This is a genomic window from Salipaludibacillus sp. HK11, assembly GCF_047795645.1.
GTDB lineage: Bacteria > Bacillota > Bacilli > Bacillales > Salisediminibacteriaceae > Salipaludibacillus.
The window spans coordinates 2,072,815-2,087,071 of sequence record NZ_CP181045.1; the positions used below are offsets into that span (position 1 = coordinate 2,072,815).

Below are 14,257 nucleotides of genomic sequence, written 5' to 3' on the forward strand. Positions count from 1 at the left end.
TCAATCGTCCCCTTTAGATATTCTAATAACCCAAAGCATTAATAATGATATACTCAAAAATGCTATAAAAGCTAAAAATGGGATGGTAATAAACCCAAGATGATTAACATATTCAACATTGCATGGAATGATTCCACATGATTCACCTATCGATGACAAAGACGAAATTTTCTGTAGCATATAGTGGTACAGAGAAAACCCCATACCAATTAGGGCAATCGGCAATGTATAAAAAGCTTGTCGGGCATCCTTTTTTATAGACGCTATTGCTAAGGTGATCGCTAAAGGGTACATAAAAATTCGTTGAACCCAGCAAAGTTCACATGGTACAAATAAACGAATTTCTGAAAAATATAAAGACCCTAATGTTGCTACCAAAGCGATGACCCATGCCACAAGCATCGCGAATTCTACCTTTTGTTCTTTTGATTTCAAACTTATCCCTCGTTTCTCTATGTATAGATGATTGAAAGTGCAACTCAAATACTTTTCTTGCTTTTAGCTTTCATTTCCCATATTAAATATCCCCTACTAATGTACCGAAAGATGTGTTATTTTGCAAAGGAATTATTTCATCAATTTATACTTTATAAATATTTAACTACGCTAAAGGATTAAAGTATAAGATAAACTAAGGCTTTCGCCATGATGGAATTGGCGACAAGCCTAGTGTTTCTAATATAAATGATTAAGATGATAAAAGCCGAACCATTATGATGTGTGACAACATCTGGTTCGACCGATACAAAGATCTAATATTATTGTAGGAAATTATTCGGCTCTTTATCTTGCACAAAGCTCATGACATTCTCTGCCGGCATTGCTTTGCTGTATAAAAAACCTTGCATCTCATCACAACTTCGTTCATTAAGAAACATGACCATTTCAGCCGTTTCCACGCCTTCTGCAATGACGCGCATATTCATATTGTGAGCTAATTGAATAATTGAAGTGACAATCGCTTGATCATTTGCATTTTCAATTACTTCGCGAATGAATGATTGATCAATTTTTAATGTATCAATCGGAAACTGCCGTAAATAACTGAGCGAACTATACCCTGTACCAAAATCATCTATCGAAATAGTCATCCCTAATTCTTTTAATCGTTCTAGGGTTTTAAAACACTCTTCTCTATTATACAACAAATCATTTTCTGTAATTTCCAAGTCCAAAAGTGTTGGATCTACTCCTGATTTATTCAGTATATTTTTAACTTTACCAACAAAATCAGGTCGCTGAAATTGTTTAGGTGAAATATTAATCCCCATTCTCATCGCAAAACCTTTATCATGCCATTTTTTTGCTTGATAACACGCCTGTTCTAATACCCAATCACCTATCTGGTAAATTAAGCCTGAATCTTCTGCGATGGGGATAAATTCACTAGGAGAAACGTCTCCTAATTTTTCATCATGCCATCGAAGCAATGCTTCTAGACCGATTACTTTATTTTCTTTCAAATCGATTTGAGGCTGATAAAAAATTTTAAAAGTTTTCGTTTCAGCTGCTAACCTCAATCTTTGTTCAATCAAGAGTTTTTTATCATGGTTTGTTCTTAGGGAAGGATGGTAAAGTTTATAACCTCCTTTTCCTCTTTCTTTTGCAAACTGCATTGCAATTTCTGCCTGTTGCACTAACAGAGCAGCTGCTACCCCCGTTTCAGGATATAAAGCTATTCCAACCGTAGCAGTAATAAATAATTCATTTTCTTTCACTACAAACGGTGATTGAAAACGATTTAATATTTGTTCAGTAATCAACTCAATTTCCTCGTACTCAGTAAAGTTATTAATAATTATCGAAAATTCATCTCCCCCATAACGGTAAACAAACAAATTTTCGTTTTCAAATAAAATTAATTCATTTGCAATCTCTTCAATTAATTTATCTCCTGTAAAATGACCTAACGTATCATTATAATATTTAAAACGATCAAGGTCGATAAATAAGAGCGCAGTATTCTCTTTTTCCGAACCAGAAGCGCTAGTCATTTTTTCAATATCTCTCTCGAACTGATTGCGATTCTTCAATCCAGTTAATACGTCAGCAGATACTAATTCTCTGATCGTCTCTTGCGCTTTTATTATTGAAGTCACATCTTGATGAAGGATCAAACTAGCAATCTTTTGATCTAAATGAAATAACGGAAACACCCGCGTTCTTAATACGATTAATTTACCTATCTCTTTTTTACTGTGACTTAATTCTAGATCAGCTACTATATTAGTATTAAAAGCAGTAGTTAATGAATCAAGATCGCATGAGCTTATCCCGTTCAAATCAAGTAGTTCAACATATTTTTTCCCGATTAATTCATTCCGCTTGTATTGAACCATCTTGTTATAACCTTCACTTGAATAGACAATTTTCTCCTCTTGATCAATAACAACAACTAAAGAAACCTCTTCCAACGCACCTTTAAAAACATCAATCAAAGATGCAATAAACAAAGGATCTTCTTTGCAAGAATTTTCTTTCGATGTTAAATCGCAAATTTCCTTTAACCATAGAGGAGTTGATAACCTCTCATTCTTAATTGTTTTTCTAACAACTTCCTTGTTGTTTGATGATTTACTCATCTCGTGCCTCCTAGAGTTAAAACTTAAATAAAGAACTGTCTCTAACTTGTAACAAGCGTTTCCTTAATAGCTATAATATCAGTTCATTACATCTTATGACGAATAACTATTTTCATCAAGGTTTTTATATAGATTTGTCATAAATGGACGTCGCAAATAATTAATAAATTCGCCATCCTATGTCCACAGGTGACAGAATGAATCCTCGCTTAATTAGATTATAATATAATAAAAGTCCCAATATTGGGTTTACTGAATAACTCGTGTCTTTGAAAGTGCTTTTTTATTAGAATTTGTCTTTAATTTTCTTTTGGATGAGGTGAGAAAGATGATTATAAAATTATATATAACCTCTAATATCAATGGCAAAACGTTTGAGAAAAGAGTGTCGGATGTCGTTAAAGAGCTAGGAATAGATGCAAATATAGTCATTATAAACCGATCTCCAATACCTCCTGATAAAGTTATCTTCACCCCTGCCTTATATGTAAATGATCAACTCGTTTCTAGTGGAAAAGTTCTGTCAAAAGAGGAAATCACCCATTTTTTCATGTGAGTAGTTTGTTTGACAATCAATATGGGTATATTATGGAAAAATAACTAAACTGGAGGGGACATGATGGAAATTGCTGAATTAAATGATGGTTTTTTTGAATCAATCGGATATGATGCAACAGCAAGACAACTTCACGTCCGATTTGCTAATGGCGACTATATTATCTATTCAGAAGTCACTCAGATGGACTATGTTGGTTTGATGTCTAGTAAGCATATGAAGAGTTTTTTTGAAGATAAAATAATCCCTAGATTTCCTACTAGAAAAGTTAATGAATAATTTTGTGAGGACAAGGCTTTTAGTAAAGCTTTGTCCTTTATGAATTGTATTGAATTGCTGTGATTTGTCATTTAATCCTCCGATAATAAAGATGGTGCAGCACAGGAGATTTGGATACAATAGAAAGTGAAATGTGAAACTAATCTTAGGAGGGATCTGTATGAAGATTGGAGTACCTAAAGAAATTAAAAACAATGAGAATCGTGTAGCACTCACTCCCGCTGGTGTGCTCACATTAAATCAATCGGGACACGAAATTATCATCGAAACAACTGCTGGAGTTGGCAGTGGTTTCACTGATGAAGATTACCTTTCTGCAGGCGCTGAAATTTATACAAATCCTCATTCACTTTGGTCTGAAGTTGACATGATCATGAAGGTAAAAGAACCCTTGCCGTCTGAATACAATTTCTTTAGTAATGGTCTCATTTTATTTACATACTTACATTTAGCTGCTGTTCCTGATCTTGCAAAGGCCTTAACTCAAAAAGGTGTAATTGCAATAGCTTACGAAACAGTAGAAGTAAACCACACCCTTCCACTTCTCACACCTATGAGTGAAGTCGCTGGACGAATGGCTTCACAAATTGGCGCCCAATTCCTAGAAAAACCGAATGGAGGAAGTGGCGTTTTGCTATCGGGTATTCCTGGGGTTAAACGTGGAAAAGTGACAGTAATTGGTGGCGGTGTTGTTGGTACAAATGCTGCAAAAATTGCAATGGGATTAGGGGCTGACGTAACAATTATCGACTTAAGTCCTGAAAGACTACGACAGTTAGATGATATTTTCGGAGTAGAAATAAATACATTGATGAGTAATCCATTAAATATTGCTTTGGCTGTGAAGGAATCAGACCTTGTAATCGGAGCAGTCTTAATTCCAGGTGCAAAGGCACCTAAGTTGGTTACGGAAGCAATGGTCAAAGACATGAAACAAGGGTCTGTGATTGTAGATGTAGCTATTGATCAAGGTGGTATCGTAGAGACGATTGACCATATAACGACACATGATGATCCTATTTATAAGAGACATGGAGTTGTTCATTATGCTGTCGCTAACATGCCTGGCGCAGTGCCAAGGACATCGACAATTGGATTGACGAACGTGACAGTTCCTTATGCACTTCAAATCGCGAATCAAGGCTTAAATCAAGCTTTAAAAAATAAGCCTGCTTTAGTTAAAGGAATTAACACCGCAAACGGGCACATTACTTATAGCGCCGTTGCACGTGATCTAGGATATGAGTATGTGCCAGTAGAACAAGCGCTAAAAATTAATTAAATTAGTCATATTTGCATTTCATACTCAGGAAAATTAGATGAGATAACCGAAATAAAGGACAAGTAAAAGTGAAATAATAAATTGTATCCATAAAAATATGGAAGATTTCATTGTAAGTTCCTTTTTGGCCATCCTTGTCGATATCATTTCCATGACATAGATGAGCCAAATCGCAAATAAGCCTTTTAGAATTGAGCCCCACCAGATATTTTTCACAACTAAAGCAAAGCCACTAATAAGTACTAGTATGTAAAAGCCGCGTAAGGACATTTGAACAATTCTAGCAAGTCTTACCTTCCCACTCTTTAGAATAATTACTGTCAATACGAATAAGACCATCGTAATAAACCAGAACAGTGCATGTGAATGTAAATATATATCATATTGACCCATATTATCCTCTCCTAAAACATCTCATTGCCTTTTAGTATATCGGATAATTAAGGTTATGCAAACTTTCCTATGTAAAAAAACGTCTAAATAATTAGACGTTTAACAATCAGTTTTTATTTTATTTTTTCAGCAATCGTAGGTATATCTTTCATTATATATCCGACATTACGAACTGTTTTTATGTATTGGGGATTCCGGTTGTTTGGCTCAATTTTCTGTCTAATTCGGCTAATAAACACATCAATTATTCGTTCGTCCAAAGGATGATCACTAGATAACACGTCGAGTAAATGATTTCTCGAGAAAGCTTTCCCTTTATTTTTAAGCAGGTATGCAATTAGTTCAAACTCTTTACGAGTAAAGTCAACCAATTCATTTCTCATATATACAGAAAAATGGTCTGGATTCAGAGAAAGTTCCCCATTACTTAATAGTTGAGGAGATGGTTGATCATCCTCGAAGACTAGTTGATTTGGTTCATTACAACACAAACTGCCTCTTCGAATGATCGATTTGATTCGAGCTACTAATTCTTTCATCCTCACAGGTTTCACCATGTAATCATCTGCACCTAATTCCAATCCTAATACCGCATCTAACTCATCAATGTAATTGGAAATCAAAATAACTGGGGTCCAGTTTGAGTAGGACTGCCTTAATTCTCTGCAAAGGTCCAAACCCGATAACTTAGGTAGCTCTAATTCAGTAACAATGGCATCTGGCTTTAATGACAGGGCCATTTTCATCGCTTCTTGGCCATTATCTACCGTCCACGTCTCGATTCCACTAGTTTTAAATGTCTTTTCCATTAACAAGCGTAATTCCAAATCATTGACAGCAATTAATACGGATGGCATAAATTTTTGCTCAATCATGAAATCACAACTTTCCGCACTTTTTCTTAGTTCAAATCAAATCTTTGTCCATTTACCTCATAGATAATCCACTCGGCGATGTTTGTACAATAATCAGCTATTCTCTCGATATAACGGGAAATATAGGCCATTTGTATTACCCACTCGCTGGTTTCTTGCTCTTTCACAACGACATTAAAAATAGATTTGACAAAATTACCGTATGCTTCATCAACTTCATCATCCGTGTTTGCAATGTGTTGTGCTTCAAGAACATTTGATTGATTATATGCTTTTAGTACCTCTTTCAACATGATCTTTGTTTTAGTGGCCATCTCCATTAAATTCGGCTGATGATTTTGTAGATGTTCCGATGATTCCAATCGTTTTGCTGCTTTAGACATATCTACGGCTAAATCTCCCACTCTTTCTAAATCACTTGAAATTTTCAAAGCTACGATAATTTTCCGTAAATCTGAAGCAACAGGCTGTTGTTTAGCAATTAGTAAGGTAGCCTTTTCATTAATTTCTAGTTCCAAATCATTTACTGCTTTATCATGTGCTATTACACTATCAAACTTAGCGTAGTCCTCATGTTCCATTCCATGAAGAACTTCTTCAAAAGCTTTTCCGACCATTTCGCCTAATAACATTATCTCTTGTTTTAATTCAGCTAACTCAATTAAAAATCCTTCACGCATCATCTTATAACCTCTCCTCTTAGCCGAATCTTCCTGTAATATAATCTTCCGTCCGTTTGTCACTTGGGTTTGAAAAAATCACATCTGTTTGATCATATTCAACCACTTCTCCATTAAGAAAGAAAGCTGTCTTGTCTGAAATCCTTGCTGCTTGTTGCATGTTGTGAGTCACAATAATAATCGAATATTTTTCCTTTAGTTCTTTTATTAACTCTTCAATTTTCAAAGTTGATTTAGGGTCTAATGCAGACGTAGGTTCATCCATTAAAATCACTTCAGGTTCAACAGCTAAACAACGAGCAATACAAAGACGCTGTTGTTGTCCGCCCGATAGGCTGTATGCATTTTCGGACAACCTATCTTTTACTTCCTCCCAAAGAGCTGCTCCTTTTAAGCTTTTTTCAACAATATCATTTAAGATCTTTTTATTCTTTATCCCGTGAATTTTAGGTCCATAAACAACATTTTCATAAATAGATTTAGGGAATGGATTGGGTTTTTGAAAGACCATGCCTACTTGCGTTCTTAGATTTTCTACTGGAAATTTCGAATTAAAAATATTGTTTGATTTGTAATTAATTTCTCCAACAATTTTAACAGTCGAAACCATCTCAACCATTCGATTCAATGTTTTAATAAAGGTGGACTTTCCACAACCTGAAGGGCCGATGATCGCTGTCACCTTTTTAGTTTCGAACTGCAAATCAATGTTTTTTAATGCCTGCTCTTTTCCATACCATAAATTTAATTTATTTACTGAATATACGTAATTTTTAGAGTCAGATAACTGTGAATCTGTATTTGAATTTTTTGATACTGAAGTGTGACCAGTTTTTATTTCGTTAGCTACCGCCATCATATATCTCTCCTTCTTTACAATTGTTTAGTACCGTTTACTGAATTTGTTTCTAATATACACCGCTACTGAATTCATGAATAAAAGCATACCAAGTAATACAATAATTCCTGCTGCAGCAATAAAATGGAATTCTTCTTGAGGACGATTCGTCCAGTTAAAGATTTGAATAGGCATCACTGTGAATTCAGATAACATTCCATCAGGTAAAAATGCAATGTAAGTTAATGCTCCAATCATAATAAGCGGTGCTGTTTCTCCGATAGCTCTTGAGAGCGCAAGAATATTCCCTGTTAAAATACCTGGTATGGAAGCTGGAAGGACTATATTTTTAATTGTTTGCCATTTTGTAGCTCCCATAGCTAATGACCCATCTTTCATTTCGTTCGGAACGGACCGTATCGCTTCTTGAGATGCTACGATAATAATGGGCAAAATTAAAAGAGCCATTGTCATACCACCTGCAAGCAAACTTCTACCAAGATCTAGACTTCGAACAAATAATGTTAATCCTAATAATCCATATACAATTGATGGAACACCCGCTAAATTTGCAATATTCATTTGAATGAAACGTGTAAAACGATTTTTACCTGCATATTCTTCTAAGTAAATCGCTGTACCAACACCTAAAACAAACGCAATGGGTGCAGTAATTACCATCATCCAAATAGTTCCGAAAAGTGGGGCCAATATCCCCGCTTCATCAGCATTTCTTGAAGGGAAGCTTGATATAAAGTTCCAATTTAAATAACCAATTCCTTGAGTGAAAATACGTATTAACAACACCGCGAGAAATAGGATTGCTATGGAAATTGCAAGACCGAAAACAAGAAATGCAAATTTATTTTTTAATAGTCTAGTTGGAATAGACTTCGACACTTTCTGATGATTGACTAATTCCATTCTAATATTCCTCCCTAAACCGTCTAGAAATAACACCTGCTATCACATTCATCGCCAATGTAAATACAAACAAAGTCATTCCTACAGCATAAATACTATAGTAAACCGTCGAACCAAACGTTGCATCACCTAGACTCACTTGCACGATGTAAGCAGTCATCGTTTGAATTGAAGAAGTAATATCGATAGCAGCTGTAGGACTTGCTCCACCAGCAACAGTGACGATCATCGTCTCACCAATTGCCCTTGAAAAAGCCAAAACAAATGACGAAATAATCCCTGATAAGGCGCTTGGTATGACAACTTTAACAGCTACTTCGAATCTTGTTGAACCAAGGGCAAATGCTCCCTCTCGTATAGAATTTGGAACTGCATTCATGGCATCTTCTGAAAGTGATGCAATCATTGGGATAATCATGATTCCAACGACAATTCCGGGGCTTAACGCATTGAATATTTGTAAATCAAAGAAATGACGTAGTAATGGCGTTACAAATGTTAATGCGAAAAATCCATATACAATCGTGGGGATTCCAGCCAATACTTCTAAAACTGGTTTCACTATTTTTCTCACGCGTTCTGACGCATACTCACTCAAAAAAATGGCGGAACCGAGACCTAAAGGAATAGCAACAACAACTGCAATCAATGTAACCATTAATGTTCCATTAATGAGTGGCCATATTCCAAAGCTAGGGTTCCCTCCCATCGGATACCACTCTAAACTAGTAAAAAACTCAACAACTGAAACTTCTTCAAAAAATGTAAATGTCTCTCTTAATAGAGTAAAAATAATACCTACTGTTGTTAAAACTGAAACAAAAGCGCAAATAAATAAGAAAGTCGGTATTGCTTTTTCAGTTAATTTAAGACCTCTTCTATTTTGATGATTTTTTTTAATCAAGTCTGAAATACTTGGTTTATCTGAGTTGCCAGTCATAAAATATCCTCCTTATACAACAAAAGGAAGAAGAGAATGGTGACCCTCTACTCCCTTGAAATTCAATAATTTTAAATTTTCTTAGCGTTCAGCCTCAATTTTCTCTAAGTTATTCTCATAACTTTCATCTGTCGCGTTAACATAACCAACTTCTAGTGCAAGATCGCCTACATTTTCATTCATAAATTTCAAATATTCATATAAATGGTCTTCTTTAATCGATTCTTTGTTCACATACGTATAGATTGGACGAGATAGTGGCGCATATGATCCATCATTAACTGTGTCATCAGTCGGCTCCACCGCTCCATCTCCGTTATCAATAGGAACAATTTTCAGTTTGTCTTTGTTTTCAATATAATACGCATACCCGAAATAACCTAGTCCATTTTCTCCACCTGCAACACCATTTACTAAAACGTTGTCATCTTCAGATAATTGGGCGTCACGGCGCATTTCCTCTTCATTTAAAATGACTTCGTTCCAGTAGTCATAAGTACCTGAGTCATGTCCAGGACTATAAAATTCAATTTCTTCATCAGGCCACTCATCGCGGATATCCTTCCAAGTTTCAACACCATTTCCTTCAATCCACATCATTTTCAGTTCATCAACCGTTAAATAATCGACAAAATCATTTTCGGGATTAATTACTACTGAAAGTCCGTCATATGCCAGTTCTAATTCTATATATTCAATCCCATTTTCTTCAGCAATCGCTATTTCTTCTTCTTTAATTGGTCTTGAAGCATTACTTATATCTGTTTCACCAATCGTGAATCGCTTAAATCCACCGCCTGTACCTGAAACACCAACTGAAGCTCTAATTCCTGGTTGAACTAAATTAAATTCTTCAGAAACTGCTTCCATAATTGGAAATACGGTTGAAGATCCATCAATCGCGATTTCACCTTCTAGTTCTCCTGTGTCTTCGTCACTCGAATTCTTTTCATTATCTGATTCTTCATTAGCTGAATTATTGTCAGCATTATTGTTACTTTCTCCAGTATTTCCAGAAGCTTCGTTTTCTCCTTCACCACAAGCAACCGTAAATGCCATAAGACCCACCATGATAATAGATAAGCTAGCTTTTTTCAATTTCAACTTCCTCCTCAGATATTGTATCTTTTTCTAGTATGTAACCTCTTGGCCACAAACTTAGTATAGTTCTTATTTATTAAGGCAGAATAAACGCTACGTAAATGATTTATTAATAGTTTGTAAATGAGTGAATTTCATAATTTAGAGCCCTTGCGTCCCAAGGAGTTTGAGACACAAAAAAGGAAGTACCTCCCCAAGTCCTGTATAATGGTGGTTGACCAAAACAACCAAAAAGACTGGAGGAAATACTCCCTATGGCCATTATACGACAAACGAGCTTATTTAGCATTCAAGACTTATATGAGATGGAACCTACCCAACGTTATGAATCGATTATTTCAGCGATAGATTTAGATGCGATCCACGATGAAATAACCAAAAAATCCCGACTTGGTGCACCCGTAGAGCTGAATTATGCGGCAATGGTTATTTCTATGTTTGTACGAATCGTTGAGCGCATTCCAACGATGAAGGACTTAATAAAACGTTTGAATGATGACTTTATATTTAAGTTGAATTGTGGTTTTCTTGTGTCTGACAATACTCCCTCTGAAGCTGCCTATTCACGACTTATAACGAAACTGGATGACTCTATTGTTTTAGAGGAATCACAAGAGAAAGTTGTTCTTCAAGCCATGGCGGAAGGCTTTATTATGGATGACACGGTCGCTATTGACGCCACCCATTTTGAAGCACGTGATCAAGCACCACCAAAAGAAGAAAAGCCAAAAGCAGAACCTAACAAGCGTGGGCGCAAACGTAAAGACGAGCGAGAACAATGGCTGATGGAACAAGCAGAAAAGGAAGCAAATCTTCCACTTTTCGAAAAGAAAATAGAAGCTCAGTTGGATGTTCCTTTACATGAGTTACGTTCGGAAGTTCCTCAAGACCCTAAATGGGGTGTAAAGAAGAACAGCGAAGGAAAAAATGTCTTTTGGTACGGCTACAAAGGTCACTTAGCTGTTGGTACATCCAGTCAATACATTTTACAGTCCCTTTTTTCTTCTGGCAGTTTGAATGATGGAAAAGCAGCTATTCCTTTATTAAAGGGAGTGGATGAATGCCTATCCTTGCCTTCTTTGGCCTACCAGACAATGGACGCAGGCTATGACTACGCCCCTATTTATGAACAAGTTCATCGAATGGGAAACCAATCTGTGATTGCTTATAATAAGAAAAATGAAGCAGAACCCATCGGGTTTGATAAACACTTTGCCCCAACCTGTTTTAGGGAACATTCCTATCGTTATGATAGTTTTGATGCCAAGTATGAAACGTTGAAATACACAAGTCCAAAAGAATGTAGCGACTGTCCTTTAGCTAACGAAGGCATTTGCCAAAAGGTTTATAAAGTAAAAATCACGACAGACCTCCGAAAATATACAGCACCAGCACGTGGTTCAAAAGCATGGAAACATCTATCCAAACGCCGCTCAGCAGTAGAACGCGTCAATGCTTATCTAAAGGAATATTATCAACTAGACAATGTACGTTATCGAACGGGAAAACGCGCAAAAGTTCATTTTGACATCGTCACGCTTATTTATAATGCATCAAAATTAGCAAGTGATCGTATCAATTTACTGTTAAATCAGCAACAAGCTGCTTAAAGAAATTTTTAAAAACGACATTATTAAAATTCTGCAGGTCTTTGAATTTTTAAAAAGGTGAATTATGAAATTGATTCAAATGTAGAATTTACAAAGAATCATATAGAAAATTTAGAATGATAGATTTATTAATCAGTTCACGACAAAAAAACTGGACAAGCCGATTATCGACTAGTCCAGTTTTTAATTTAGATTGTAACACTATAGCCTGTTTTTGCAATTGCTACAGTTCCTGTATATCGTTCAGTAACTTCATCAACTAATTGTTGATGAACGCCAAAATGTGGCAAATGAGTAAGGAGGACAGATTTTGCTTGAGATTGATTTGCTAGCTTAGCAACATCAACACTATTCATATGGCCAAATTTCGCTGCAGACTGATTAGCATAAAAACTTGATTCTGCAATCAATAAATCTGTATCCAACGAAAATGGAATAAGATTTTCGTCATACGTAGTATCAGCACTATAGATTAAAGACTTATTTGTTTTAGTCGAAATTACTTTCATCGCATAACAAGGAACAGGATGCGTTGTCCTTTGAAAATAAATTGTAAATGGTCCAATGTATATCGGATTCGACGAATCATATGACTGAACATCTGTATACGGTGGCTTAGCTAAATTAGTATAGGAATCATCTTCTTCACGATGTGCATAAATGCTTAATGGCTTTTTTGTTCGCTTTAAATTTATATCTACCACACGGCTGTATGTAAGTACTCCGATATCAGCAATATGATCATGATGGAAATGGCTAATTACTGCAGCATCAATATCTCGAAGATCAAGAATGTTTTGTATTTGTGAAACCGCACCGCTTCCGCAATCTAAGATTATTTTCGTATCTTCTTCCTCAAGCAAGAAACAGCTAGTTGCTTCATTTTTTTCTGGATAAGCACCCCAAAATCCAATCACGGTTAATTTCATCTTGTATCCCCCTCGTACTCGTATTGTTACAATTTGTTCATTTGATTATGACAAAGTTCCGTTCGTAAAATTCTTTCAGTAATTCTATATGAAAAGAATTTTTAACAAAAAGACTCCAACGATTATCTCTAATCATCAGAGTCTTTTCATATACTTTATGCCTCTTGTACTTCAGGATATACACTCACTTGTTTACGGCTACGTCCAACGCGTTCGAATTTCACAACGCCGTCTACTTTAGCAAATAATGTGTCGTCTCCACCTTTTCCAACGTTCACGCCTGGATAAATACGCGTTCCACGTTGGCGAACTAGAATAGATCCACCTGTAACTTCCTGTCCATCAGCACGCTTCGTACCTAGACGTTTTGATTCTGAGTCACGGCCGTTTTTTGTACTACCTACACCCTTTTTCTGGGCGAAAAACTGAAGGTTTAATTTTAAAAACATGGTCTTCACCCCCTGCACTTTTATGATTTAATTTGTATAAACTGACGATACTGTTCTTCCATCGTTTTCATGGAAACGAGCATGCCTTTTAGTAATAGTTGTACATTCTCATAAATGCCATCATTTAAATGTTCAGGAACACGGCAGCGGAGAAACCCTCCATCATCCTTCATTTCTACATGTAACTCTGTTTGGCATAGTTCAGCAATTGCATTCACCGTTCCAAATGAAACAGCAGAGGCACCAGCACAGACAAGATCATGTCCATATGGACCTGATTCGGCGTGCCCAGACATCGTAAAAGAATGAATTGTTCCGTCGTTATTCCGATCAAACGTGATAGTAATCATCATCAGCACACCTTTATCTTTATGCGTTGATTTTACCAATCGTTACTTTTGTAAACGGTTGTCGATGACCTTGTTTGCGATGGTAGTTCTTTTTTGCTTTATAAGTGAAAACAGTCAACTTTTTACCTTTGCCTTGTTTCACAACATTCGCTGTAACAGTTGCTCCTTCCAATAATGGAGAACCTACTTTTGTTTCATCTCCACCAACCAAAAGAACACGATCAAAAGTAACTGTGTCACCTTCTGTTACATCTAGTTTTTCAATGGTAATTTCTTGTCCTTCAGTAACTTTCACTTGCTTTCCACCAGTTTCAATTATTGCGTACATATGCGCACCTCCTTCAATACTAAGACTCGCCATCATAGGTGCAAAATGTCACCATTAAGCTTGAAAACCTACTCCGTGCGGTTGTAGCTCTTTGGGCGCAACCAAACAACTAACAAAGGACATCATATCACACATGAAAAT

17 protein-coding genes and 1 other annotated feature are annotated in these 14,257 nt (G+C 36.0%); of the genes, 4 read left to right on the forward strand and 13 right to left on the reverse strand.

Going from position 1 to position 14,257, the window contains the following annotated elements; all coding sequences use genetic code 11:
- A complete protein-coding gene (locus ACM26V_RS10305) occupies window positions 1-402 on the reverse strand; it encodes a disulfide oxidoreductase (RefSeq protein WP_416151844.1) in 402 nt (133 codons plus the stop codon).
- A gap of 356 nt (window positions 403-758) precedes the next feature.
- On the reverse strand, window positions 759-2,582 hold the full coding sequence (locus tag ACM26V_RS10310) for an EAL domain-containing protein (protein ID WP_416151333.1): 1,824 nt from the start codon (window positions 2,580-2,582) through the stop codon (window positions 759-761).
- A gap of 328 nt (window positions 2,583-2,910) precedes the next feature.
- On the opposite strand from ACM26V_RS10310, the gene ACM26V_RS10315 reads away from it, so the two are divergent.
- From ACM26V_RS10315 to ald, 3 genes are all read left to right on the forward strand, one after another.
- Window positions 2,911-3,138 (forward strand): thioredoxin family protein, encoded by a 228-nt coding sequence (locus tag ACM26V_RS10315; protein WP_416151334.1) that lies wholly within the window; start codon window positions 2,911-2,913, stop codon window positions 3,136-3,138.
- Window positions 3,139-3,198: 60 nt separating this feature from the next.
- Window positions 3,199-3,417, forward strand: coding sequence for a KTSC domain-containing protein (locus tag ACM26V_RS10320; RefSeq protein ID WP_416151335.1), 219 nt, complete (start codon window positions 3,199-3,201; stop codon window positions 3,415-3,417).
- A gap of 160 nt (window positions 3,418-3,577) precedes the next feature.
- Window positions 3,578-4,699, forward strand: a complete 1,122-nt coding sequence (gene ald, locus ACM26V_RS10325) for an alanine dehydrogenase (protein ID WP_416151336.1) — start codon at window positions 3,578-3,580, stop codon at window positions 4,697-4,699.
- Between the two features lie 33 nt (window positions 4,700-4,732).
- On the opposite strand, the gene ACM26V_RS10330 is transcribed toward ald, so the two are convergent.
- The 7 genes from ACM26V_RS10330 to ACM26V_RS10360 form a co-directional block, all read right to left on the reverse strand.
- A complete protein-coding gene (locus tag ACM26V_RS10330) occupies window positions 4,733-5,092 on the reverse strand; it encodes a YisL family protein (protein WP_416151337.1) in 360 nt (119 codons plus the stop codon).
- A 113-nt stretch (window positions 5,093-5,205) separates the two neighbouring features.
- Window positions 5,206-5,967: a response regulator transcription factor gene (locus tag ACM26V_RS10335; RefSeq protein ID WP_416151338.1), complete on the reverse strand. Its 762-nt coding sequence runs from the start codon at window positions 5,965-5,967 to the stop codon at window positions 5,206-5,208.
- 26 nt (window positions 5,968-5,993) lie between these two features.
- Window positions 5,994-6,650, reverse strand: coding sequence for a phosphate signaling complex protein PhoU (phoU, locus tag ACM26V_RS10340; RefSeq protein ID WP_416151339.1), 657 nt, complete (start codon window positions 6,648-6,650; stop codon window positions 5,994-5,996).
- Between the two features lie 16 nt (window positions 6,651-6,666).
- A complete protein-coding gene (pstB, locus tag ACM26V_RS10345; protein WP_416151340.1) occupies window positions 6,667-7,506 on the reverse strand; it encodes a phosphate ABC transporter ATP-binding protein PstB in 840 nt (279 codons plus the stop codon).
- A 24-nt stretch (window positions 7,507-7,530) separates the two neighbouring features.
- Entirely contained in the window at window positions 7,531-8,409 is an 879-nt protein-coding gene (pstA, locus tag ACM26V_RS10350) for a phosphate ABC transporter permease PstA (RefSeq protein ID WP_416151341.1), read from the reverse strand.
- Between the two features lies 1 nt (window position 8,410).
- Complete coding sequence (gene pstC, locus ACM26V_RS10355) at window positions 8,411-9,349, reverse strand: phosphate ABC transporter permease subunit PstC (RefSeq protein WP_416151342.1); 939 nt, start codon at window positions 9,347-9,349, stop codon at window positions 8,411-8,413.
- Window positions 9,350-9,430: 81 nt separating this feature from the next.
- Window positions 9,431-10,420, reverse strand: coding sequence for a PstS family phosphate ABC transporter substrate-binding protein (locus ACM26V_RS10360; RefSeq protein WP_416151845.1), 990 nt, complete (start codon window positions 10,418-10,420; stop codon window positions 9,431-9,433).
- 284 nt (window positions 10,421-10,704) lie between these two features.
- Between ACM26V_RS10360 and ACM26V_RS10365 the strand changes: the two genes are divergently transcribed.
- Window positions 10,705-12,060: an IS1182 family transposase gene (locus ACM26V_RS10365; protein WP_416147931.1), complete on the forward strand. Its 1,356-nt coding sequence runs from the start codon at window positions 10,705-10,707 to the stop codon at window positions 12,058-12,060.
- Window positions 12,061-12,248: 188 nt separating this feature from the next.
- Here the strand turns inward: ACM26V_RS10365 and ACM26V_RS10370 are convergent, their stop codons facing one another.
- The 4 genes from ACM26V_RS10370 to rplU all read right to left on the reverse strand — a co-directional run bounded on the left by ACM26V_RS10370 (window position 12,249) and on the right by rplU (window position 14,116).
- Window positions 12,249-12,989: an MBL fold metallo-hydrolase gene (locus tag ACM26V_RS10370; protein ID WP_416151343.1), complete on the reverse strand. Its 741-nt coding sequence runs from the start codon at window positions 12,987-12,989 to the stop codon at window positions 12,249-12,251.
- A gap of 155 nt (window positions 12,990-13,144) precedes the next feature.
- Complete coding sequence (rpmA, locus tag ACM26V_RS10375; RefSeq protein WP_280769758.1) at window positions 13,145-13,438, reverse strand: 50S ribosomal protein L27; 294 nt, start codon at window positions 13,436-13,438, stop codon at window positions 13,145-13,147.
- A gap of 20 nt (window positions 13,439-13,458) precedes the next feature.
- Entirely contained in the window at window positions 13,459-13,791 is a 333-nt protein-coding gene (locus tag ACM26V_RS10380) for a ribosomal-processing cysteine protease Prp (RefSeq protein ID WP_416151344.1), read from the reverse strand.
- A gap of 16 nt (window positions 13,792-13,807) precedes the next feature.
- Complete coding sequence (gene rplU, locus ACM26V_RS10385; protein ID WP_416151345.1) at window positions 13,808-14,116, reverse strand: 50S ribosomal protein L21; 309 nt, start codon at window positions 14,114-14,116, stop codon at window positions 13,808-13,810.
- A 12-nt stretch (window positions 14,117-14,128) separates the two neighbouring features.
- Window positions 14,129-14,209, reverse strand: a sequence feature (ribosomal protein L21 leader region).
- Between the last annotated feature and the right edge of the window lie 48 nt (window positions 14,210-14,257).